The sequence below is a fragment of the Bifidobacterium sp. N5G01 genome, assembly GCF_002742425.1.
GTDB classification, from domain to species: domain Bacteria; phylum Actinomycetota; class Actinomycetes; order Actinomycetales; family Bifidobacteriaceae; genus Bifidobacterium; species Bifidobacterium hominis.
Genome location: NZ_NJNP01000007.1, coordinates 1 through 22,813, shown reverse-complemented (window position 1 = coordinate 22,813; position 22,813 = coordinate 1). Strand labels below are relative to the sequence as shown.

At 57.8% G+C, this 22,813-nt stretch carries 19 protein-coding genes and 1 riboswitch; of the genes, 5 read left to right on the top strand and 14 right to left on the bottom strand.

Annotation, left to right across the window (positions count from 1 at the left end; genetic code table 11):
• Positions 1 to 34: 34 nt before the first annotated feature.
• Together CE168_RS08765 and CE168_RS08760 are read right to left on the bottom strand one after the other, a co-directional pair.
• Complete coding sequence (locus tag CE168_RS08765; RefSeq protein WP_099572020.1) at positions 35 to 673, bottom strand: sugar O-acetyltransferase; 639 nt, start codon at positions 671 to 673, stop codon at positions 35 to 37.
• Between the two features lie 224 nt (positions 674 to 897).
• Positions 898 to 1,461, bottom strand: coding sequence for a GNAT family N-acetyltransferase (locus CE168_RS08760; RefSeq protein ID WP_099572019.1), 564 nt, complete (start codon positions 1,459 to 1,461; stop codon positions 898 to 900).
• 175 nt (positions 1,462 to 1,636) lie between these two features.
• A riboswitch (TPP riboswitch) is annotated at positions 1,637 to 1,739 on the top strand.
• 202 nt (positions 1,740 to 1,941) lie between these two features.
• Here CE168_RS08760 and thiC point away from each other — a divergent pair.
• Positions 1,942 to 4,584 (top strand): phosphomethylpyrimidine synthase ThiC, encoded by a 2,643-nt coding sequence (gene thiC / locus CE168_RS08755; RefSeq protein WP_099572038.1) that lies wholly within the window; start codon positions 1,942 to 1,944, stop codon positions 4,582 to 4,584.
• A 217-nt stretch (positions 4,585 to 4,801) separates the two neighbouring features.
• Complete coding sequence (locus tag CE168_RS08750; protein WP_099572018.1) at positions 4,802 to 5,725, top strand: LysR family transcriptional regulator; 924 nt, start codon at positions 4,802 to 4,804, stop codon at positions 5,723 to 5,725.
• Positions 5,726 to 5,856: 131 nt separating this feature from the next.
• On the opposite strand, the gene pyrE is transcribed toward CE168_RS08750, so the two are convergent.
• The 12 genes from pyrE to CE168_RS08690 form a co-directional block, all read right to left on the bottom strand.
• On the bottom strand, positions 5,857 to 6,552 hold the full coding sequence (gene pyrE, locus CE168_RS08745) for an orotate phosphoribosyltransferase (RefSeq protein WP_099572017.1): 696 nt from the start codon (positions 6,550 to 6,552) through the stop codon (positions 5,857 to 5,859).
• Positions 6,553 to 6,580: 28 nt separating this feature from the next.
• A complete protein-coding gene (locus tag CE168_RS08740; protein ID WP_099572016.1) occupies positions 6,581 to 7,531 on the bottom strand; it encodes a dihydroorotate dehydrogenase in 951 nt (316 codons plus the stop codon).
• Between the two features lies 1 nt (position 7,532).
• Entirely contained in the window at positions 7,533 to 8,351 is an 819-nt protein-coding gene (locus tag CE168_RS08735) for a dihydroorotate dehydrogenase electron transfer subunit (protein ID WP_099572015.1), read from the bottom strand.
• A gap of 72 nt (positions 8,352 to 8,423) precedes the next feature.
• Positions 8,424 to 9,386, bottom strand: a complete 963-nt coding sequence (gene pyrF, locus CE168_RS08730; protein ID WP_099572014.1) for an orotidine-5'-phosphate decarboxylase — start codon at positions 9,384 to 9,386, stop codon at positions 8,424 to 8,426.
• Positions 9,386 to 10,804 carry a dihydroorotase gene (locus tag CE168_RS08725; protein WP_099572013.1) on the bottom strand — a complete coding sequence of 473 codons (1,419 nt, stop codon included), beginning with the start codon at positions 10,802 to 10,804 and terminating at the stop codon, positions 9,386 to 9,388. The genes pyrF and CE168_RS08725 overlap by 1 nt, the downstream gene beginning before the upstream one ends.
• Positions 10,805 to 10,807: 3 nt before the next feature.
• Positions 10,808 to 11,233 (bottom strand): aspartate carbamoyltransferase regulatory subunit, encoded by a 426-nt coding sequence (locus tag CE168_RS08720; protein WP_099572012.1) that lies wholly within the window; start codon positions 11,231 to 11,233, stop codon positions 10,808 to 10,810.
• Entirely contained in the window at positions 11,233 to 12,246 is a 1,014-nt protein-coding gene (gene pyrB, locus CE168_RS08715; protein WP_099572011.1) for an aspartate carbamoyltransferase, read from the bottom strand. The genes CE168_RS08720 and pyrB overlap by 1 nt, the downstream gene beginning before the upstream one ends.
• A gap of 208 nt (positions 12,247 to 12,454) precedes the next feature.
• A complete protein-coding gene (locus CE168_RS08710) occupies positions 12,455 to 15,550 on the bottom strand; it encodes a bifunctional [glutamine synthetase] adenylyltransferase/[glutamine synthetase]-adenylyl-L-tyrosine phosphorylase (RefSeq protein WP_316102547.1) in 3,096 nt (1,031 codons plus the stop codon).
• A gap of 92 nt (positions 15,551 to 15,642) precedes the next feature.
• The gene (locus CE168_RS08705) at positions 15,643 to 15,900 is read right to left on the bottom strand and encodes a hypothetical protein (RefSeq protein ID WP_099572009.1); all 258 of its coding nucleotides are present in this window, start codon (positions 15,898 to 15,900) and stop codon (positions 15,643 to 15,645) included.
• Positions 15,901 to 16,000: 100 nt separating this feature from the next.
• A complete protein-coding gene (mmsB, locus tag CE168_RS08700) occupies positions 16,001 to 17,218 on the bottom strand; it encodes a multiple monosaccharide ABC transporter permease (RefSeq protein WP_099572008.1) in 1,218 nt (405 codons plus the stop codon).
• A complete protein-coding gene (locus CE168_RS08695) occupies positions 17,215 to 18,771 on the bottom strand; it encodes a sugar ABC transporter ATP-binding protein (RefSeq protein ID WP_099572007.1) in 1,557 nt (518 codons plus the stop codon). The genes mmsB and CE168_RS08695 overlap by 4 nt, the downstream gene beginning before the upstream one ends.
• An 81-nt stretch (positions 18,772 to 18,852) precedes the next feature.
• Positions 18,853 to 20,034 (bottom strand): substrate-binding domain-containing protein, encoded by a 1,182-nt coding sequence (locus tag CE168_RS08690; protein WP_099572006.1) that lies wholly within the window; start codon positions 20,032 to 20,034, stop codon positions 18,853 to 18,855.
• Positions 20,035 to 20,277: 243 nt separating this feature from the next.
• On the opposite strand from CE168_RS08690, the gene CE168_RS08685 reads away from it, so the two are divergent.
• The 3 genes from CE168_RS08685 to CE168_RS08675 all read left to right on the top strand — a co-directional run bounded on the left by CE168_RS08685 (position 20,278) and on the right by CE168_RS08675 (position 22,756).
• A complete protein-coding gene (locus CE168_RS08685) occupies positions 20,278 to 21,447 on the top strand; it encodes an ROK family transcriptional regulator (RefSeq protein WP_033501168.1) in 1,170 nt (389 codons plus the stop codon).
• Between the two features lie 42 nt (positions 21,448 to 21,489).
• Positions 21,490 to 22,332, top strand: a complete 843-nt coding sequence (locus tag CE168_RS08680) for an ATP-binding cassette domain-containing protein (protein WP_099572005.1) — start codon at positions 21,490 to 21,492, stop codon at positions 22,330 to 22,332.
• 85 nt (positions 22,333 to 22,417) lie between these two features.
• Positions 22,418 to 22,756, top strand: a complete 339-nt coding sequence (locus CE168_RS08675) for a hypothetical protein (RefSeq protein ID WP_099572004.1) — start codon at positions 22,418 to 22,420, stop codon at positions 22,754 to 22,756.
• Positions 22,757 to 22,813 lie beyond the last annotated feature (57 nt).

Sequence of the window (22,813 nt, the reverse complement as noted above, 5' to 3'; positions counted from 1 at the left end):
CGAATCATAAGTTCATGAAGGAGGACGATGATGTCTATGCAACCGAATGCCGCTGATCGTAGGGCGGGTTAATCATGCGGTCACGCCAATAGTAGACGTCATCATGTTCGCCGATTTCGCGATACACCTTGCACGGCTGGCCGAATGCGACCACGTTGGCGGGAATGTCTTTGGTAACCAGCGAACATGCACCAATCACCGAATTATCGCCAATAGTGACGCCAGGAAGTACGGTAACGTTGGCGCCCAACCACACATTGCGGCCGATGGTGACCGGCAGAGAATACTGTGTGATCTTCTCGCGCAGGTCAGGACGAATCGGATGGCCGGTGGTAACGATAGTGCAGTTCGGGCCGATCATGGTATGTTCGCCGATATGCACTTCACCATCATCAACCAACGTGAGGTTGAAATTGGCGTAAGCATATGCACCAAAATACGTGTTGCATCCCCAATTGGCATGCAACGGCGGTTCGATATAGGCGTCCTCGCCGAATTCGCCAAGCAGTTGGCGTGCAATTTCGATACGTTGCGTCATTTGACTGGGGCGGGTCGCGTTAAAGTCGTACAGTAGTTCCATCTGTTCCTGCTGCGCTTTGATCATCTCTTCGTCATCGCAGGCATAGATCAATCCGGAATTCATAGTGTCAAGCACTCGTTGCGGCACAGTCATGGCAGCCTCCTTGCAGTCATTCACACTCGTTGCGATTATATACGAACTCAACGCAACTCATGCCGTGATTCCGCATGCCTTTCGCAATCCTCTGCACAATCATCGTCTGCGGCTAGCGAAATATTTCGCATGTTCGGCGGTGTGACCGTAAGTGCCATTGAACTCCCAATCACCACATCAAAACATCGCCAGTTAACCTGTTGCAGCCTTGGCTTCCGACACGATCAGCGGGCAGCCAAAATTTGCCAACGTGATTTGGTAAGGATATTCACATGCTCGACACGCACCTCATGCATAAGAGGCACCGACACCTCATCGCACGTGTGATGATAGACAAAACCAACCTTTTCCTGCACCCGCTTCGACTTCAGATTGCCATCATAATAACCGCACCAAATCGCACTCATACCAAGATCAACAAAACCATGACGGATAATCTCCCTAGCTGCCTCCGGCATATAACCCCTTCCCCAGAAAGGCTTGCCCAACCAGTAACCCAACTCACACTCATCATCACGATCCGTCATATCCGTATGACCATTAAGCTTTAACTCAATCGAGCCAATGGGGTTATTGCTGCCGCGCTCGCAAATCGCGCAGCATTCCTTGCCATTGAGCACATGACGAATCGTATTGAGACTTTCTTCTTTCGATCGGTGTGCGGGCCAGCCCGCGATAGGTCCGATATCCGGATCTTTCGCATAGACGTACAAGCTTTCCGCATCTGTTTCAGTCCAAGCCCTCAATGTCAGCCGTTCCGTCTCCAACATGTAGTCAACCTCTTTCATACGCAATGCATTGAACTGAGGTATAGCTTAGCCTGCAAGGAGAGTTTTGCCATGAGATGCGCGGTGGGGCGTGATACGGATGAAGACTATGCATGCGAAAGTGACGACGGGTCTGACTCACCTATGGGCTTCGGCGAAAGGCTACGTCCAGTGCAGGGCGTAGGTTCATAGCCAACACCTAAAGCAGGGGGGCTCCTCAACGGAGCTGAGATAGGCGAATGCCTGACCCTTTGAACCTGTTGGTTAACACCATCGTAGGGAGCGAAGAATGAGCGTCATCGTGCACACGCATTTCCAGCGTCAATCGGCATCCGTAAAAGTCAACGCAACAGACGCGTCGGCAAAACAACCTGCATCGCGAAATCATCAAGCGTAATTTCGCTTTCTATCCCGTGTATCCAAGAATACGAGGCATGTCAGCGTATCCATTTACTGACGGAATCAAATTTTCCCAACCCAAAACAGCATAATCAAGGGGGAATCATGAACAATTATCCGTATGCGTCGATGCGAGACAGCTTCGACCTGAGCGCCTATTTTGTGGTAGGCCCACAGGATTGCAAAGGTCGACCGATCACCGACGTCATCGATGACGCATTGCGCGGGGGCGCAAGCTTTATCCAACTGCGCGCCAAAGACGCCGACGCGAAGGACCTTACCGACATGGCGCGTGATATCGCGCAAATCATCGAAGACAACAACAAGTCAGATTCCGTGGCATTCGTGATCGACGACCGCGTGGATGTGGTCTGGCAGGCCCGCAGCAAAGGCATCAAGGTTGACGGCGTGCACATCGGACAGACCGATATGGAACCGCGTGAAGCCCGCACGCTGCTCGGCGAAGACGCCATCGTGGGATTGTCGGCGGAGACAGAAAGCCTGGTCAGACTCATCAACGAATTGCCCAATGGCTGCATCGACTATATCGGTGCGGCGCCGCTGCATGTTTCCGTCACCAAGCCGGAAGCGTCCGTAGGCGGCAATGACGGTTCCGGTCGCACGCTTGACAAAGAGCAGATCAACACCATTTGTTCAGCCAGTGGTTTTCCGGTAGTGGTAGGCGGTGGCGTGACCGCAGGTGATATGGAAATGCTGGCGCGTTCAAAGGCGGCAGGCTGGTTCGTGGTGTCCGCGATTGCAGGAGCCGATGATCCGGAAGCCACAACCCGCGATATGGTAACGCGTTGGAAAGCCGTACGTGGCGACACGAAGCACGGATACGCACCGCGCATGAAAGCCCAGAACACAGCGGAAATCAGCCCTAGCAACGCAGCCGACGGCGCATCCGGTGAAAAGAAGTTCACCAATGCGAAGGAAGCCAAGGCCGCATCCAAGCTCGCCAAGCAGCAGCGCGTCGACATTGCCGCACGCGATTCCAAACAGCGCGACAAAGCGCATATCCGCAAAACCACGCCGGTACATTTCGAAAACGAATTCGGCTCCTACGATCTGGAAGTGCCATACACCGAAATCAAACTGTCTGACACTCCTGGCGTCGGACCGAACGCGCCATTCAAGGACTACAACACCGAAGGACCGAAATGCGATCCGAAAGAGGGACTCGCTCCCCTGCGTTTGGATTGGATTCTTGACCGCGGTGACGTCGAAGAATACGAGGGACGTCGACGCAATCTGGAAGATGACGGCAAACGCGCCATCAAGCGTGGCAAGGCTTCCAAGGAATGGCGCGGCCGCCAGCATAAGCCGATGAAGGCCAAGGATCATCCGGTGACGCAAATGTGGTACGCGCGCCACAACATCATCACGCCGGAAATGCGCTATGTAGCGGAACGCGAGCATTGCAGCGTGGAACTGGTGCGCAGCGAACTGGCCGCAGGACGTGCCGTCATGCCTTGCAATATCAACCATCCTGAGGCTGAGCCCATGATCATCGGCTCGAAGTTCCTTACCAAGCTCAACGCCAATATGGGCAATTCGGCGGTCACTTCGTCTATTGACGAGGAGGTGGAGAAGCTCACGTGGGCCACCAAGTGGGGTGCTGACACCGTAATGGATCTGTCTACCGGCAACGACATTCACACTACGCGCGAATGGATTCTACGCAACTCCCCCGTGCCGATCGGCACCGTGCCAATGTATCAGGCACTCGAAAAGGTGGAGGATGACGCTTCCAAGCTCAGCTGGGAACTGTTCCGCGACACGGTGATCGAGCAGTGCGAGCAGGGTGTGGACTATATGACGATTCATGCCGGTGTGCTGCTGCGTTTCGTGCCATTGACGGCGAACCGCATGACGGGCATCGTTTCGCGTGGCGGTTCGATTATGGCTGAATGGTGTTTGCAGCATCATCAGGAAAGCTTCCTGTATACGCATTTCGACGAATTGTGTGAAATCTTCGCCAAATACGATGTGGCGTTCTCACTGGGTGATGGACTTCGTCCGGGATCGCTTGCCGATGCGAACGATGCGGCACAGTTCGCCGAACTGATGACTTTGGGCGAGCTTACCCAGCGCGCATGGGAACACGACGTGCAGGTGATGATCGAAGGACCTGGCCATATTCCGTTCGACACCGTGCGCATGAACATCGAAATGGAGAAGGCGATCTGCAAGGATGCGCCGTTCTATACGCTTGGACCGCTCACCACTGACACCGCTCCCGGCTACGACCACATCACGTCGGCGATCGGCGGTGTGGAAATCGCCCGCTATGGCACTGCAATGCTGTGTTATGTGACGCCGAAGGAACATCTTGGATTGCCGAACAAGGACGATGTGAAGCAAGGTGTGATCGCATACAAGATCGCCTGCCATGCGGCTGATATCGCCAAGCATCATCCGCATGCCATCGACCGTGACAATGCCATAAGCAAGGCACGCTTCGAATTCCGTTGGCTTGACCAGTTCAACCTGAGCTACGATCCGGACACCGCCATCGCGTTCCATGATGATACTTTGCCGGCCGAGCCTGCGAAAATGGCGCATTTCTGTTCGATGTGCGGTCCGAAGTTCTGCTCCATGGCCATCAGTCAGAATATTCGCAAAAAGTTCGGCAATGCCGAATCACAAGAGAAGCTTGTGGCCGACGCACAAACCATTGCCGCCGGCATGCAGGAAATGAGCGAGCGTTTCCGCGAACAGGGAGGCCATCTGTATCAGTAGGCTGATCAGCAAGCCGAATCGGTAAGGCTGAACGGTAATCGGTTGCAATAAGCGGGATTGTCAGCTTTTTAAGAAGGCCGGCAATCCCGCTTATTCGATTATTGACATTGACATGCTGCCGGCACTGTTGTTGATTCGCTGCGGTCGGCAGTCCACTATCCAGACAAGAGGGTATAAGCACTCCCCCACGGTCAGCACATGGCTCTAACCTGAGTTTATGACTCTTCTTCAGCTGAAATATATTGTGAAAATCGTGGAATGCGGTTCCATGAACGAAGCCTCGCACGAATTATACGTGTCACAGCCCGCGTTGAGCTCGTCTGTGAAGGAACTCGAAAACGAGCTTGGCATCGAAATCTTCACCCGCTCGTCGCAAGGCATCGCCTTGACCGTGGACGGAGCGGAATTCCTCACCTACGCGCGCCAGGTGCTCGATCAGGCGTCACTGCTCGAAGAACGTTACAAGAACGCGAAGCCACGCAAGCAGCTGTGCTCCGTGTCCACACAGCATTACATGTTCGCCGTCGAAGCGTTCGTGGAAATGATCAACTCCATCAAATCCGACGAATACGAGTTCACCATTCGTGAGACGCGCACCAAAGACATCATCAACCAAGTGGCGAACATGCTTTCCGAAATCGGCATCATCTACCTGTCCGATTTCAATAAAGACGTGATCGGCAAGATGTTGCGCGAAAAGCATTTGGAATTCCATCCACTGTTCCGTGCTCCATTGCATGTGTTCATTTCGCGCAACAATCCGCTGGCTGGCAAGAAAAAAGTCACGATGGACGACTTGAAGCCGTTCCCGTTCATCCAGTACGAGCAGGGCGAGGAAGGCAGCTTCTTCTTCGCCGAAGAGGCGGTCTGGCCGGAATACTCCCCCAAGCAGATCAACGTGACCGACCGTGCGACGATTCTGAACTTCATCATCGGTCTGAACGGCTACACCGTGTGCACCGGCATTGACAACGGCGATCTCAACAATGAGAAAATCGTGACCGTGCCGCTTGACACCGATGAGAACATGTTGGTCGGCTGGATCACGAACGAGCGCGCGAAGCTGTCGAAGGCCGCGGAAAACTATTTGGAGAAGCTCAAGTCGGTGGTGACCGACCATGGATACAATCTTATCGACTGAATGCACTGATCGACCGGATGCACTCTGATATGAGATATGAAAAGTGCCTCACACCGATGCTTTCGATTGGTGCGAGGCACTTTTTTATGTGCTCGACTATAGGATTCGCCTATACGATTCACCTATAGAATTCAGGCGCCATACTGCTCCAGATAGGCGTCGGCAGCAGCCTTGATCTCGTCGGTCACGTACGCGGTACCGTCAGCGGTTTCGATATGCTGTCCGGCCTCGAAGATCTCACGCACGTTGGCGATGGCGAACACCGGGAAGCCGAACTCTGCTTCGACGGCCTTCACCGCGGACGTGTCGGAATTCTTGGTCTTTTCCATACGATCCACGGAAAGCACCAAGCCGACAACCTCAACATTCGCTTCGGCCTTGAGCTTGGGAATGACCTCGCGTACTGCGGTGCCTGCGGTCATCACATCGTCGACGAGCAGCACCTTCATGCCGTCGGTCAGCTGGGTGCCGACCATCATGCCGCCGTCGCCATGATCCTTCTTCTCCTTGCGGTCGAAGGTGTAGCCGACTTCCATACCGTGGTCGGAAGTCAGAGCGATCGCGGTGGAGACGCCCAGCGGAATGCCCTTGTAGGCAGGACCGAAAATGGTGTCGATGTCGTTCGGCAGATTGCCTGCTTCGATTTCCGCAGCGATCTTCTCCGCGTAGAAGGCGCCGAGCGTGGCGATCTTACGTCCGTCGTTGAATGCGCCGGCATTGATGAAATACGGTGACTTGCGGCCGGACTTAAGCGTGAACTCGCCGAATTTCAGCGCCTGTGCGTCCAGCAGGAACTTGGTAAAACGGTGGTCGAGGGATTCAGTCATGTCATGCTCCTTTGATGAATGATCGAGGTCAGCGCCAAGTTTCGCCCTTGGCAAGCTTGTCTGCGAGTTCGGGACGTGCGTCGAGCAGATCGTCAAGTTCACGGGCCACACGCAATGGTGCGGTCGGTTCGAACAGCGCGGCCGCGCCGACTTCCACGGCGTTCGCTCCGGCATACAGGTATTCGAGCGCCTTCTCGCCGGAATCGACGCCGCCGATGCCGATGATCGGAATGTCTGGCAATGCGGAACGGGTCTTCCACACGGCCACGAGACCCATCGGCAGCACGGCCGGTCCGGAAACACCGCCGGTCACATGGTCGATGATCGGCTCGCCGGTACGAATGTTGATGCGCATGCCGAGCAGCGTGTTGATCATGCTCAGCGCGTCGGCGCCGCTTTCCACGGCCGCGCGGGCAGGCACGGTGATGTCGGTGACGTTCGGCGTAAGCTTGACGATCATCTTCTTATCGGTGAGCTTGCGCAGTCGGGTGATCAGACGGCTCAATGCCACCGGATCTGTGCCGACGCTCATGCCTCCGGCTGACACATTCGGGCAGCTCACGTTGATTTCCAGCATATCTGCAGGAGAATCGTTCAGCTTGGATACGACTTCGATATAGTCGTCATCGCAGTGGCCGGCCACATTGGCGATGACCGTGGCATTGATGGCTTTGAGCTTGGGCAGGTCGTCTTCCAGATAATGATCCACGCCCGGGTTCTGCAGTCCGACCGCGTTGATGTTGCTGGATGGGCCTTCGGCGGTACGAACGCCGGGATTGCCCTCCCACGGCACCGGAGAGACGCCCTTGGTGGTGACCGCGCCCAGTTGGCTCACATCGTAGAACCAGCGAACCGCCGCATACTGGAAGGTGCCGGAAGCCGTGGCGACCGGATTCTTCCACGGCACGCCCGCCACCTGCGTGGGATGCTTCCATTCGTACGGGCCGTACAGGTTCTCATGCTGGGTATTGTCGCTCATCTCATTCACCCCATCCCAAACGTTCGCGAGTAAAGACCGGACCGTCGGAGCAGACCTTCAAACGTCCATCCAATGTGTCGACCGTGCACAGCACGCATGTGCCATAGCCGCAACCCATGCGCTGTTCCAAGCTCAGCTGGCATGCCATGTCACGCTTTGCAGCCCATGCGGCCACGGCCTTCATCATCGGTAGAGGACCGCAGGTCAGGATCACCGGCTTGAGCTCGCCACCAAGCAGTTCGCCTTCGATGCGATCAAGCAGGGTGATCACATTGCCTTCGCTCTCATCGATGCTGTACACCTTGTCGGCATACTTGCCCACGTATTCGTCACCGAAATGCACGTTACGGTAGCCGAACACCGCAGTGCTGGCCGCGCCTTCGACACCGGCGATATGCTGCGCCGCGCATACGAGCGGAGGCACACCCAAGCCGCCGGCAACCAGCACATAATTGGCGGGCTCCTTGGTTTTGAACGAATTGCCGAGCGGACCCATCACACGAATGGTGTCCCCCGGCTTCAGCTGTGCGAATTCGGCGGTACCTTTGCCCACCACGGCGAACATGAGGCTGACTTCATCGCCGTTGGTTTCGCACACGCCGAACGGACGCGGCATCAGCTTGCTTGGATCATTGGAATATACGTCGACGAACTGCGCCGGTCTGGCATGGCTGGCGATGTATTCGTCACGGAACGTCAAACGGTACACGCCGTCGGTCAGTTCCTGATTGTCAACGACCTCGACTTCATGCCGGCTTGGGAAAAAGCCTGCCGAAGTCGCCTCGGCAACGGTCGGAACGAACGTTGTTGCGGTGGTCATGAACTCCCTCTCTATTACGTTCGATGGTTGATGGTTGTTTTTTTGAGATTAAACAGTTGGCCAGTCGGCAGGTTACGGCAGGACTGCACGCAGATTGTCACGCATGTCTTTGGCTGCTTCACGCGCCGATTCGGCGACCAAGTCCAAAGCATCGTCGGCGCTCATGGATTCGGAATACTTACCGGACTTCTTCCATGCTCCGATAATGCCCCGGGACGAGTTGACGAGAGCACCCATACCGTCGCGGTCGAACATGCCGGCCACACCCTGCGCGGTACCGCCCTGTGCACCGTAGCCCGGCACTAGGAAGAACGTGTGCGGCATACGTGCGCGCAATGCCTTGCCTTCCTCCGGGTGGGTGGCTCCGACAACCGCGCCAACGTGTGAATAGCCGTTCTTGCCAATGGTTTCCGCTCCCCAGCTTTCCACCAGATCGGCAACATGCTCGTATACGCGTTCGCCAGAAGCGAGTTCAAGTTCCTGCAGTTCGCTGCTGGACGGGTTGGAGGTGCGCACAAGCACGAAGATGTCTTTGTCGTTGGCGGTGGCGGCGTCGACGAACGGCGTGATGCCATCGGTGCCGAGGTATGGGTTCACGGTCACCGCATCCTCATGCCATGGATCGTAGGCGGTGTCGCCCAATCCTACACCGCTGAGGTGATGAGCATATGCGGCTGCGGTGGAGCCGATGTCTCCGCGCTTGACATCGCCGAGCACATACAATCCCTGCTGCTTGGCGTATTCGCAGGTCATAGTGTAGGCGTCGATACCTGCCGGACCGAGCGCCTCATACATGGCGATCTGCGGTTTAACCGCAGGCACGATGTCTGCGACGGCGTCGATGATGGCGCGGTTGAATTCGAAGAAGGCCACGGAAAGCTGCATGGCAGGTGCCTCCGCCGGGTCTTCGACCTGTTCGTTGATTTCCTCGGCGAAGCTTGCAACGATTTGCGCTGGCACGAGCGCTTCAGTCGGGTCAAGTCCCACAACGCTCGGATTCTGCTTGTCTTCAATCGCTTCAATCAGACGATCCATCAATCCTCCTTATCGATACGGCTGAAGGCCAGCTTCGAACCGATGATGGTGGCGAGTGGACGGCCGGTGACCTGCCATCCGCCGAATGGGGTGTTTCGAGCCGAGGAATGGAATCGTTCAGGATCCACGGTCCATTCCTCGTTGGTGTTAAGCACTACCAGATCAACATTGTCGTCTGCCGGAACCTTGCCGAGGTCCAGCACACGTTTGGTGTCGTCGTCTCCCGGAACGGCGTCCGCGTATTCGTCCAGCACGGCCGTCAGGTCGGTCTTGTCGTGCCCCATAAGTTCGGCAGGCGCGGTCGACATGAGTTCGATCAAACGTTCGTCGGAAATGAAACCACCGTCCACAAGAATCTTGTGGCAGACGCCGTACGCGCATTCAAGGCCGATGATGCCGTTCGGAGCGTCAAGGAATCCGAGCTCCTTCTCTTCCATGGTGTGTGGCGCATGGTCGGTGGCCAGCAGATCGACGGTGCCGTCAGCTACGGCTGCGATGGTTGCCTTGCGATCCTCTTCGGAGCGCAACGGCGGATTCATCTTGGCAAGCGTGCCGTATTTCAATAACGCCTCATCGCACAGCGCAACATAATGCGGTGCGGTTTCGCACGTAATCGGCAATCCTTCAGCTTTGGCCTTGCGAATCGCGTCGAAGGAAATCGCAGTGCTGACATGCTGGAAGTGCACGTGCACGCCGGTCTTACGTGCCATCTCAATGTCACGTTCGACGATCTTCAGTTCGGTGTCTTCGGGAATGCCGGGGACACCCAGTTCTCGTGATACGGGACCTTCGTTGACCGCTCCGGTGTCGTGGTGTTCGCAATGCTCGATCAGGTACAAACCTGATTCCTTGACGTTGTCGAACACTGGGTCAAGGATTTCCGGTGTTACCGCGGAACCGTCATCGCTGATGGCGGTCACCGGGTGGGCCAGCTGGTAGGCATCCTTGTTGTCGTCATCGTGTTCCGGCAGATAGCCGATCCAGTCGGCCACGTCAGTCGCTTCCTTGCCTGCACGCCCTTTGGAAGCGCATACGCACAGGTCATAACGTACCGGCAAGGTCACATCATGGGCTTGTTCGTAATGCTGCAAATAGTCGATGACCGTGTCGAAACCGGCGTCGAGCACTTCGCTGGCACCCGGTTCCCCCGCCGTCACCTTCACGCCATCCATGGCGGGAACGGTGTTCGGCATGATAAGCACGTTCGTGTATCCGCCAGAGGCGGCGGCCGCGCAGCCGGAAACCATGGATTCCTTGTAGGTCTGGCCCGGATCGCGGAAGTGGACGTGGGGATCTTCGAATCCCGGGGCGATGGTCATGGCCGAAGCGTCCACCGTTTTATCAGCGTCGGATGGGACGATCAGGTCGATGACTTCACCGGTATTCCAAACCTTGATGTCGTGAAGGGTGAGGGTCATGGGTCAGAGCTTCGCTTCCTCGTCGCAGTAGTCGCAGCGGTATTCCTGACGGTCGGAATGCACCAGATGGAACATCTGCACGGCCGGCTCGGTGGTAGTCACGCAGCGCGGGTTCACGCATTTGATGATATTGACCACATGTTCCGGCAGTGTAGGCTGCTTTTTCTCTACGATTTTACCGCCGCGCACAATGCCTACGGTCGCGGTGCGTGCCACAAGGCCGAGCACGTCAAGGTCGATGGTTTCGGCTTCCTCTTCGCTTTCGATTTTGATGATGTCTTTGGTGCCGAACATGTGGCTGTCGGTGTTCATGATCAGCGCGAGCTTGGTCTTAGCCGGATCGATTTTCAGGTATTCAAGTACCTTGAGTGCGGTGCCGGCAGGCACATGGTCGATGATGATTCCGTTCTGAATGCTGGTGACTTCCATCAGGCCGCAACCTCCTTGGATTCAAGCGGTTCATATCCCGGCAGTTCGTCTCCAACCACCGAGCTTTCCAATGCCATGCGCATGAGCATGCCGTTCTTGACCTGTTCGAAGTAGGCGGCGCGTGGGTCGTCATCCACTTCAACGGCGATTTCGTTGACTCGCGGCAACGGGTGCAGCACAGCCATGTCTTTCTTGGCGTAAGCCATCTTGGCTTCATCGAGAATGTAGGTGTCGCGCAGTCGCAGATAATCGTCTTCGTTGAAGAAGCGTTCCTTCTGCACACGGGTCATGTACAGCACGTCGAGATCGCCAATCACCGAAACCAGATCTTTGACTTCCGTGTAAGAGCAGGAGTCGGTCGCATTGATGCGGTCGAGCACGTACTGGGGGGTCTTGAGCTCGTCCGGGCTGATCAGCACGAAGTTCACATTGCCGAAACGGCATAGGGTTTCGATCAGGGAGTGCACGGTACGGCCGAAGGTAAGATCGCCGCACAGACCGACGGTCAGATTGTTCACGCGACCGAAGCGCGACTGTAGCGTCGCCAAATCAGCCAAGGTCTGCGTGGGGTGCATGTGCCCGCCGTCGCCGGCGTTGATGACCGGCACGGAGGCAGCGCGGGACGCCACGAGCGCAGCACCCTCCTTCGGGTGGCGAATCGCCACCACATCCACGTAGTTAGACACGGTTTTCAGAGTGTCCGAAATGGTTTCACCCTTGGTCACGGAAGCGAGCTGGGCGCCGGCGAAGCCGATCACCTTGCCACCGAGTCGGAGCATGGCGGTTTCGAAGCTCAGACGCGTACGAGTGCTGGGCTCATAAAACAAAGTGGCGAGCACCCTGCCATCGCAGGTGTGCGCCACTTCTTTACGATGAGAATCAATGTACTGCGCCTTGTGGAGTAATTCCTGAATCTGGCGAATGGAAAGATCATCCAATGTGATGACGCTTTTTCCTACCATCGGCGTTTCAACCGCCTGCTCGAGTACTGAAGACAACGGCTCACCTTTCATGCAACTTGTGGTTGAAGGTGGCCACTCGAAGTGACCTAGCCAACTATAGCCTGAAATGCAGACCCTGACGGTTCACCGCGTGTTCACGAATACTCGTAGAGCGGTCTCCGTCCTTCCATAGGCAGAAGCCTTGATCCAGCACATTCGTCAGAGCCGTATGGCCTCGATCCGACGGTCACAACATGTTCCTCGCCGTTAACTTCCCAGCTCACGAACGGCCGTAGAACAGGCGTTCCGTTACGTCGCGGGCCTTGCGCATTACTGCAAGCAGATCGTTCTCGAAATGCTGACCGCGATTTGCATCGTATCCGAGGCATACGGCGATACCTCCCAGCGAATATGAATCGTCCGGCAGAATATCGGCCTGATTGACGCGTCCGCTCCACAGGTAGCTGCCGTTGCGTGCAGCCGTGCACATGCGCCATGCCTTACGCAACACCACAGCGTCGCCAGCGGAAATCAGCTTGCGATGTTCCAGCTCGTCCAACGCCAGCAACGTACCGTTGACGCGCAGGTTGGCGTTGTTTCCCGCATGCTGCAATTGCAACAGTTGAATCGTCCACTCAACATCCGATAGTCCACCCTTGCCGAGTTTCAGATGGCGATCCCTGCGTACGCCGCGTGGCAGACGTTCGGCCTCCATACGCGCCTTAAGCTTGCGGATTTCAGAGATCTGCGTTTCCGTAAGATCGATTTTCGGATAACGCAACGGATCGGCGATGTTCATCAGGAAATCCTCGGCGAGCGCCGCGTCGCCTGCCGCGTATCGGGCGCGTAGCAGTGCCTGGTGTTCCCATGTGCTTGCCCAGGATCGGTAGTATTCCTCGCAGGATGCGTAGGATCGTACGAGTGGTCCGTTTTTGCCTTCGGGTCTAAGGTCCATGTCGAGTTCGATTTTTTGTTCGAATGTGGTTGGGCCTTGCAGGATCGCGCGTAGGTCTTCCTGCACTTTGCGTGCGAAGAGGTTGGCTTGGGTGTCGTCGGCGCCTTCGGCTGGCCGGTAGATGATGATCACGTCAGCGTCGGAACTGAAGTTGACTTCCTTGCCGCCGTAACGTCCCATGCCGATGATGGCGATCGCGGCGGGCGCTTGTTCGAGTTGCATGTCGTTGATGCGATGTCGGATGGACCATTGCAGTGACGCTTCGATGGCCGCGTCGTATACGTCGGTCATGCCGGCGAGCGATGCTTCATCGTCGATCACGCCGCTCATCCATGCAAGGCCGATGCGTTCGATTTCGTGTCTGCGCATGGCTCGGATGGAGTTGGCGAAGTCGTTGATGTTGCCGGCATTGCGTTCGAGCGTTGCTTTGGTTTGGATATTGAGGCTTTCGCGCGAGCGTGGTTGCAGGGATTCGTCGTTGCCGAGCCAGGTGACGGATTCGACGGATTTGTTGAGTGCGTCGCCGAGGAATCGTGAGTTGGATAGTATGTGGCATAGGCGTTGTGCCGCGGATGGTGAGTCGCGTAGGAATCCGAGGTATTCGCTTTCGGAACCGAAGTTTTCTTCGAGTTTGCGCCAGTTGAGCAGTCCCATGTCTGGATTCTGCCCTTCGCCGAGCCATTGCAGCGCCGCGGGCAGCAGGATGCGGTTGATTTTCGCGGCTCGGGAGACGCCTGCGGTGAGTGCGGTGACGTGGCGCATGGCCGCGTCGGCGTCGGCGAATCCGATGGATTCGAATCGTTCCTGCGTAGCTTTTGCGGAGAGTTCCACCTGTTCGTCGTCGAGTCCCGCGTTGATGGGCAGCATGGGCCTGTAGTAGATGTCCATGTGCAGGTGGCGTACTTCGCGACGTGTCTCATCATATTTGTTGACGAGTTCTTCGGGATGCATGTGGAATGCGCGTGCGAGTCGTCGTAGTTCGAGATTTTGGTTTAGCTCGTCGATGGTGATGTCTCGTTTGCGTTCAAGGCCTCCCGTGCTGGCTTTGCCGAGGTCCGGGAACAGGTGGGTGCGTTTGAGCGCCCACATTTGCTGGCGGTGTTCCAGTACGCGTTCGAATCGGTAGTCCCATGAGAGCTTTTTGGCTTGTTTGCGTGATACGTATCCGCCTTCGGCCAAGGCCTGTAGGGATTCGAGTGTGGAGCTGGTACGCAATGCTTCGTCGGAGCGTCCGTGCACGAGTTGGAGCATCTGCACGGTGAATTCGACGTCGCGCAGACCTCCCCTGCCGAGTTTGATTTCGCGGTCTTTGAGCGGGTTGGGAATAAGATCTTCGACACGTTTGCGCATCTGCTGGCAGTCGTAGACGAAGTTGTCTCGTTTGGATGCGGTCCAGACAAACGGTCGGGTCATGCTCATATACGCTTGGCCGAGGTCAAAATCGCCGGCTACCGGGCGTGCTTTGAGCAGGGCTTGGAATTCCCAGTTTTCCGCCCATTGCTCATAGTAGGCTTCGTGGGATTCGAGCCGGCGTACCAGTGGGCCGTCCTTGCCTTCGGGGCGCAATCCGCCGTCGATCTGCCAGAGCGTCGGTTCGGCGACGCCCATGATGACGGATTGGCATACGCGTTGCAGGGTGGTCGCCATTTTGGTGCCGACTCGGCTGAGTGTCATGCCGTTGGTGTCCGTGTCGGCGGGTTCCACCACGTAGATCAGGTCCACGTCGGATACATAGTTGAGCTCCCGTGCGCCCAGTTTGCCCATGCCGATGATGGCGAAACGTACATGTTCGCTGCCGTCCACTTCATGGCGTGCGATGGCGAGTGCACCTTCGAGCGCCGCGTCCGCAAGGTCGGAAAGTTCGGCGCTGATGCGCGGTTGGATTTCGGTGGGATCGTTTGCCGTGGCGTCTTGCGTCATGATTGCGGCGAGTTGTTTGCGATAGGTTTTACGCAGCGCCGTCGCAGCTTCGGCAAGTGGCAGATTTGCGGTCGGCATGGCATGGTCATTGGGATCGGCTCCTACCGATTTGAGCACATGCGCTCTGCGCTGTTCGTGATTGTAAAGGTGGCTTTCGCAGGCATCGTTGGCTGCGGCCTCCACGAGTTCTGGACGGAATCGCATGAGCTTGCCGAGGGCGTCAGAGACGCCGAGCACGGTGATGAGCCGTTCGAGCGCCGCTTCGTCGGGCACCATGGCGTCGAAGTCGCGCCCCTGGCTTTGCATCGCGTTGGTGATGTCGACGAAGTTGGAAAGCGCGCAGTCCGGGTCGCACACCTTGGACAGGGCCTTGAGCATGCCAACCAGCCGTTCGTCGGACACGCCGTCGGCTTTGAGCCGGTCAAGGTTCGCGCGTGCGTCGTCGAGGTTCTGCAGCCCGATGCGGATCAGGTCCATGGCCGATGGATGGAAAGCGTTCATTGCGTTCATATCTAGCTAATGTACACGCCATGCCCCGTTCGGACGCGATTTCGGCCAATCTGCGACCACCTCCGCGTTTCACGACGGACATGTCATCGACGATGCTCCTTCGTGGTCCCCGCATCGTGGGACGTCGCCGCCTGATCGCCGTCCTTCGTGTTCCAGCCAACGACGGCGCAACGGGCGCACCAGCCGATCACGACGAGCAAACACAGCGAGAAAACGATGGTAGACCAGTCGAGCAACGAACCGTCGGCCTGTGCCTGCATCAGCGACTGGGCAAGCCAGATCACGCAGGCGAGGCAGGTGAGCGCATAGAGACGGGCGGTGGAATGCGTATTCAGTCGCATGGGGATTCCTTTTCTTTCGACAATGAGCACGGGACGGGCGGATGGGGGTCCGCATCACCGCGATGCGGACCCCCATCCGCCGGAGGGGATTCGGAACAGATCAGCTCTTCTTGCGCTTGGACATGATATCCACGGCGACGGCCAGCAGGAGCACAAGACCCTTGATGGTCTTCACCACGGCGGTGTCCACACCCATGATCGACAGACCCTGGTTGATGACGCCCATCACGAATGCGCCGACCACTGCCCCCGGAATCGTGCCGATACCGCCAGTGACGGCCGTACCGCCGATGAAGCAGGCAGCGATGGCGTCCATTTCGAACTCCATGCCGGCCTGTGCGGTCGCGGAGGCCAGACGGGACAGCATGCAGACCGCGGCGACAGCGGAGAGGAAGCCCATATGGACGAACAGCAGGAAGTCGACGCGCTTGGTGTTGATACCGGAGAGGATGGCTGCCTTGCGATTGCCGCCGACGGCGTAGACGTGACGACCGAACACGGTCCGGGTCAGGATGAAGTTGTAGGCGAGCACGAGCACGCCGACGATGACGAGCATAATCGGGATGCCGCCCTGTTCCGCGTTGCCCGAAGAGGCCAGCAGATAGGTGACGAACGCAATGACCACGGCCGCGAGGACGATCTTGAGGATAGTCAAGTTCATCGGTTCGGGCACCAATCCGACCTTCTCGACGCGCTTGCGCTTGCGCAGCTGGGAGAAGGCGTAGCCGACGATGCACAGCACGCCGACGACAAGGGTCAGACCATCGAACGGCCCCCAGAACCCCAAGATGTTCGGCAGATAGTCACGGGCGATGCCACGGAAGGCATTGGAGGTGATCGGCACGGATTCGCCGACAATCACGGTGGCGAGCCCTCGGAACATCAGCATACCGGCCAAGGTAGTGATGAAGCCCGGGATACCCACGTAGGCCACCCAGAATCCCTGCCAGACGCCAACGATGAGGCCGACGATGAGGGAGAGGAGGATAGCAAGCATCCAGTTCATGCCTGCGCGCTCCATCAGCAGGGCACAGACGCCGCCGATGAAGGCGACCAACGAACCGACAGACAAGTCGATGTGGGTGGCGATGATGACCATCACCATGCCGATGGCGAGGATAATCACATAGGCGTTCTGCTGGATTAGCGACACGAAGCTGTTCGGCTTGAGCAGCACACCTCCAGTGAGGATCTCGAAGGCGATGACGATCAAGAGCAATGCGCCGACGATGCCGTATTGGCGGGCGTTGTTGCCGATAGTGGCCAGCAGGCTGACCTTCTCTTTCTTCTGTGCAGATGTTGCGGTTGCGGCGCTCATCGGGCGTCCACCTTCCTTTCCTTGGTCATTCCCTTCATCAAGTATTCCTGAGTGAATCCATTCTTCTCGACGTTGTCGGTGACGACGCCGTAACTTACGGTGTAGATGCGGTCGCAGATGCCGATGAGTTCCGGCAGCTCGGAGGAGATCACAATGACGGCCTTACCGGCGTCGGCCAGCTGGTCGATAATCTCGTAGATCTCGTATTTGGCGCCGACGTCGATGCCTCGGGTCGGTTCGTCAAGGATGAGGATGTCCGGCTGGGAGATCACCCATTTGGCGAGTACGACCTTCTGCTGGTTGCCGCCGGAAAGCGTGCCGACGTTCACATCGATGTCATGACATTTGATGTGGAAGTCCTTGCGGTACTCTTCCACCTCCTTGCGTTCGATGTTATCGTCCATCACACCGTGCCGGCTCATCTTCTTCAGCGAGGCGAGCGAGGCGTTCTCACGGATGTTCTGCAACAGGTTTAGGCCGTATACCTTGCGATCTTCGGTAGCGTAGGCGATTCCGGCGTCGATGGCGGCCTGCACGCTCGGCAGGTTGACCTTCCTGCCTTTGACGTACACGTTGCCTGAGATGTTCGAGCCATAGGACCGTCCGAACACGCTCATAGCCAACTCGGTGCGGCCGGCACCCATCAGCCCCGCGAGCCCGACGATCTCGCCGGCGCACACGTTGATGTTCGCGTGGTCCACGATCACGCGCTCGACGTCGAGCGGATGATGCACGGTCCAATCCTCGATGCGCAGATATTCCTCACCCGGCTTGTTAGAGGGATGATCCGGATACAAGTTGTGCAGCGGGCGACCGACCATCTTGCGGATCAGCTCGTCCTGATCGAGTGGTGTCTCCGGCGTCACGTACATCTGTCCGACGGTGGAGCCGTCACGAATAATGGTGACGTTATCGGCGATGGCGGCGACCTCGTTGAGCTTGTGCGTGATAATGATGCTAGTCACGCCCTGCTCGTCGCGCAGCTGGCGCACCAGACCGAGCAGATGGGCGGAGTCCTCGTCGTTCAGGGCCGCGGTGGGCTCGTCGAGGATGAGCAGTTTCACGTCCTTGCTCAGAGCCTTGGCGATTTCGACGAGCTGCTGCTTGCCGACACCGATGTCCATGATCCTGGTGTCCGGATCCTCCGGGAGGCCCACGCGATCCAACAGCTTTCTGGCCTCGGCGCGGGTCCGGTCCCAGTCGACGACGCCGGCCCTGGCCCGCTCGTTGCCCATGAAGATGTTCTCGGCGATGGACAGGAACGGGCTCAGCGCCAGCTCCTGATGGATGATCACGATGCCATCGGCCTCGGAGTCATTGATCGTGCGGAATCTGCATTCCTTGCCGTCGAAGACGATCCTTCCGCTGTAGCTGCCGTATGGATACACACCGGAAAGCACGTTCATCAACGTCGATTTGCCCGCGCCGTTCTCGCCGCAGATGGCGTGGATCTCGCCACGGCCCACCTCCAGATTCACGTCGGTCAGGGCCTTGACCGGTCCGAACGTCTTGGTGATGTTCTCCATCATCAGAATGGTGTCTGTTTGGGACATTTCATCACTCCTCATATTGTGTTGCGAGGGGATGGGGCGCACGCCACGACGGCCGTGTGCCCCATCCGTCGAACCGTCGCGTCACTTGATCTGATCCTCGAGCAGCGTGCCCTTAGTCAGTTCGTTGAAGCGGCTCTGGGTCACGTAGTTCGCCTTCACCAAATCGGAGAGGTTGTCGATGGTGATGCCCTGCGGGTCAAGCAGCTTGGACGGCACGTCCAAGTTGCCGTTATTGAACTTGCCGTTGATGCCGGACACCTCCTTGCCCTCGGCGATCTCGATGATCATCTCCTCGACGGCGTTCGCGAGCTTGTTCACGTCCTTGAACACAGTCTCGCCCTGCTTGCCGTTAGCGATGTTGGCGATAGAGATCTCCATCGCGTCCTGGCCGGTGATGTACGGCCAGCTGTCGGTGCCGGGCTTCATATCCGGGCGCTTGGACTCGATGGCGTTGGCCACGCCTTGGGTGATGCCGTCGTAGGGGCTGAGCACCGCGTCGAGTTTCTCGCCGTGCGCGTAAGTGGAGTCGAGGATGGATTCCATGTCCTTCTGGGCCTGCTCGGCCTTCCAAGACTGCACGCCGATCTTCTGCCAGATGTCCTCGGCCTTGTCGGAGGCCTTCACGCCGCCGCCGTGGTTGGATGGGCTGACGAGGATTCCCTTCTCGAAGTAGGGCTGGAGCAGATCCCATGCACCCTTGAAGAAGTATTTGGAATTATTGTCGTCCGGGGAGCCCGCGAACAGCTCGATGTTGAACGGGCCGGTGGCGCCGTCCTCCAACCCGAGTTTGTCGATCAGCCAGGTGGCCTCGAGTACACCAGTCTGCTCCAGCTGGAACGTGGCGTAGTAGTCGACCGCGTCGGTGTTCATGATCAGACGGTCGTAGGCGATGACCTTCGCGCCAGCGTCACGGGCCTTCTCGACGGCTGGACCGACCGCGGTGCCGTCCTTGGAGGCGACCACGACGATCTTCGCATCGTTGTTGACCATGTTCTCGATGTCGGCGTTCTGTTGGGCGGGCTTGTCATCCGCGAACGACAGGATGACCTTGTACCCTCGCTTCTCAAGATTGGCCTTGAGGTTGTTGCCATCCTTGTTCCAGCGCTCCTCGGATTTGGTCGGCATCGAAATGCCGATGGTTGCGCCTTTCTCGATCTTGTCGCCGTCGCCGGACTGTCCGGTTCGACTGCCGCCACAGGCCGTGAGACCCGCGCACATCGCCACGCCCGCCACGACGGCGACGATCTTCTTGGTGAACTGCATGTATTCTCCTTCATCTTTGAGGGTGACGGAACGACCATTGTTCCGTTTGTGATCCGGACCGTTCCGGTTCATCTCATAGCATACACTCTTGAGTTAAGTTGTCAAACTTATATTTGTTCTTAAACGTTATTTAAATTCAGTTATCGAACATAAGAGCTGTATTATGCGCCTTTCGACGCGACACGCCGCAGGAAGAGCGCACACGGCCCCGGCGACCACCGCGTCGGACTACACTGGATATCCATGGCAACACGACTTTTCGGCTCACAAACCTCTCTGCGCGAGGCAAACCGTGCCAACCTGCTGTCCAGCATCCACAAATTCGGCGCTATGACGCAGGTCGAACTCGCGGAGGTCACCAGCCTCTCCACCGCAACGGTCTCCACACTCGTCCACCAACTCGTCGACGAGGGACAGCTGGAGACGAAAAGCACCATACGCAACGGCCGCAGGGCTACCTTGGTCAGACTCGCCCACAATCAGGGTCTCGGCATCGGCCTGTGGATCGCGCAACGCGAACTGAAACTGGCCGTCGTCGATTTCGCGAAATCAATCATCGCGGAGCATATGCTGCCGCTTCCCCTCGGTCACAAGGCCGACACCACACTGGAACGCGCGATACAGCTCATCAACGAGACCATGACCAACATCGACGCTGATCCCGGGGAGATCGCCGGCATCGGCGTAGCCTTGGCCGCACCAGTCGCCATCGGCGACCACATGATCGCCATCCCCGGCGTCATGCCCGGGTGGGATGGCTTCGACATCGTCTCTCCGCTAAGCGCCACATTCAACACCCCCGTATATGTCGACAACGACGCAAACTACGCCGCCTACTGCGAATCACGCATGGGCGCAGCAATCGGCAAGCGCGACTTCGTCTATATCTCCACCAATGACAACGTAGGCGCGGGTATCGTTGCCGGCGGGGAGATCATGCACGGGGTGACCGGCCTGGCCGGCGAGATCGGCCATATCCAAGTCGATCCGCTCGGTGCGATCTGCTCCTGCGGCAATCGCGGATGCCTCAACACCATTGTCGCTGAGAACCGGCTGGTGCAACTGCTCAGCGTCACGCACGGCAACATGACGATGGACGACCTCGTGGCACAGGCGAACAACGGCGACCCCGGATGCCGCCGCATCATCGCTGACACGGCGGTGCGCATCGGGCAAGTGGCCGCCGACTTGTGCATCAGCATCGACCCGGAGGTCGTCGTGGTCGGAGGCAAACTCGCCATGGCCGGCGAGGTGTTTACTCAACCGTTCAATGAAGCGCTGCAGCGGCTGCTGTTCCCCGACGCGGTCATGCCAATCACGGTGCTGAGCTCCCCTCACCCGAGCGACAACTGCGCGCTGGGCGGCGCGCTCGCCGCCATCGGACATGCGATTCGCAACAGCATCGCAGCATAGACGAAACACCCATGAGGAAAGGGTCAAGGAAAGAGGGATGACATGAGGAACGCAAGTACACCTCCGTTGCTGCAGCTGGAGGACATCTGCGTCAGATTCGGATTCGTCGAGGCGCTGAAATCGGTGAATCTGACCATCGACCGCAAAGAGGTCATCGCCATCGTGGGCGACAACGGCGCCGGCAAGTCCACACTGATGAAGGTAATCTCCGGTTTTCTGCAACCCGGATTCGGGCATATCTACCTCAACGGCGAACAGGTGACGATCCCCTCGATCCGGGAGGCGGACCGCATGGGCATCGCTTCCGTCTTCCAAGGTCAGGAACTCTGCGACAACCTCGATGTGGCTTCCAATCTTTTCCTCGGCAAGGAGATGAAGTCGGGCTGGGTTCGTGACGACGATATGATGAACACGCGAGCCCGTTCCGTGCTCGGAACGCTGAGCTCCGCGATCCGTGTGGGGTCCCCCATCACCTCGCTGTCGGTGGGGCAGCGTCAGACCGTGGCCATCGCCCGCACGCTACTCAACGACCCGCAGCTCATCCTGCTCGACGAGCCGACCGCCTCGCTGTCGGTGATGCAGGCCGCGGAGGTGCTGTCCTACATCAAACGGATACGTTCCGATGGCCGGTCGGTAGTGATGGTCTGTCATGACCTGCCGAACGTGTTCGCGGTGTCGGATCGCATCGTGGTCATCCGCCAAGGACGTATCCGCGGCGTGTATCGCACCGCCAAGACCTCCTACGAGGAGATCATCGCGCAAATCGCTGGCGTTGACGCCGGACGTGGGAGTGAGGGGATAACGGAGAACCCGAAATACGCCAACATGGTTCATCAGCGCAAGCTCATCGACCGCACGATCAGCGCCGCGATGAATCTCGAATAGAAGGGGCGCATCGGCACGCGCCGATGCGCCGCGGTAGACTGATACAATCGCATATCTTCATCGCCTGTTCCGGGAGGGAACGTTCATGAGCACTCAGGACATCATCATCTGCGTCGCCGTCGCCATCGTATCCGTGGCGATCGGCCTGTTCTTCGGTTTCGTGCCGATGAAGACGGACAAGACCACCGAATCGCAGAACAAATATTCGCAAGCCCTCGGCATCGTCGCTGTGGGACTAACCATCCTGCTGATCTTCGCCAAGCAGAATCTCGCCTCGTGGGTGGCGATTTTCGCAATGATTGCGGGTTGGGCCGTCGCCAAGACCCCGCCGCTGCACCGCTGGGTACTTCACCGCTTCCCGTGGTTCGAGCCCGCCAAGCCGAAGACACCGTTGAAGAGTGCGAGGAGTACCAAGAAAAAGTAGAAGTCCCAACCGTGACGTCGGATAGAATGATCTTGCGTATAACATCAGGGGCGGTTG

Bases quoted from the DNA above. Each gene is read 5' to 3' on its own strand.
- CE168_RS08725 (WP_099572013.1), bottom strand. From the start codon at position 10,804: ATGACCCTCACCCTTCACGACATCAAGGTTTGGAATACCGGTGAAGTC.
- mmsB (WP_099572008.1), bottom strand. From the start codon at position 17,218: ATGAGCGCCGCAACCGCAACATCTGCACAGAAGAAAGAGAAGGTCAGC.
- pyrE (WP_099572017.1), bottom strand. From the start codon at position 6,552: ATGACTGAATCCCTCGACCACCGTTTTACCAAGTTCCTGCTGGACGCA.
- CE168_RS08735 (WP_099572015.1), bottom strand. From the start codon at position 8,351: ATGACCACCGCAACAACGTTCGTTCCGACCGTTGCCGAGGCGACTTCG.
- CE168_RS08710 (WP_316102547.1), bottom strand. From the start codon at position 15,550: ATGAACGCTTTCCATCCATCGGCCATGGACCTGATCCGCATCGGGCTG.
- CE168_RS08765 (WP_099572020.1), bottom strand. From the start codon at position 673: ATGACTGTGCCGCAACGAGTGCTTGACACTATGAATTCCGGATTGATC.
- CE168_RS08675 (WP_099572004.1), top strand. From the start codon at position 22,418: ATGAGCACTCAGGACATCATCATCTGCGTCGCCGTCGCCATCGTATCC.
- pyrB (WP_099572011.1), bottom strand. From the start codon at position 12,246: ATGAAAGGTGAGCCGTTGTCTTCAGTACTCGAGCAGGCGGTTGAAACG.
- CE168_RS08740 (WP_099572016.1), bottom strand. From the start codon at position 7,531: ATGAGCGACAATACCCAGCATGAGAACCTGTACGGCCCGTACGAATGG.
- CE168_RS08685 (WP_033501168.1), top strand. From the start codon at position 20,278: ATGGCAACACGACTTTTCGGCTCACAAACCTCTCTGCGCGAGGCAAAC.
- CE168_RS08720 (WP_099572012.1), bottom strand. From the start codon at position 11,233: ATGGAAGTCACCAGCATTCAGAACGGAATCATCATCGACCATGTGCCT.
- CE168_RS08680 (WP_099572005.1), top strand. From the start codon at position 21,490: ATGAGGAACGCAAGTACACCTCCGTTGCTGCAGCTGGAGGACATCTGC.
- CE168_RS08695 (WP_099572007.1), bottom strand. From the start codon at position 18,771: ATGTCCCAAACAGACACCATTCTGATGATGGAGAACATCACCAAGACG.
- CE168_RS08690 (WP_099572006.1), bottom strand. From the start codon at position 20,034: ATGCAGTTCACCAAGAAGATCGTCGCCGTCGTGGCGGGCGTGGCGATG.
- CE168_RS08750 (WP_099572018.1), top strand. From the start codon at position 4,802: ATGACTCTTCTTCAGCTGAAATATATTGTGAAAATCGTGGAATGCGGT.
- CE168_RS08705 (WP_099572009.1), bottom strand. From the start codon at position 15,900: ATGCGACTGAATACGCATTCCACCGCCCGTCTCTATGCGCTCACCTGC.
- CE168_RS08760 (WP_099572019.1), bottom strand. From the start codon at position 1,461: ATGAAAGAGGTTGACTACATGTTGGAGACGGAACGGCTGACATTGAGG.
- pyrF (WP_099572014.1), bottom strand. From the start codon at position 9,386: ATGGATCGTCTGATTGAAGCGATTGAAGACAAGCAGAATCCGAGCGTT.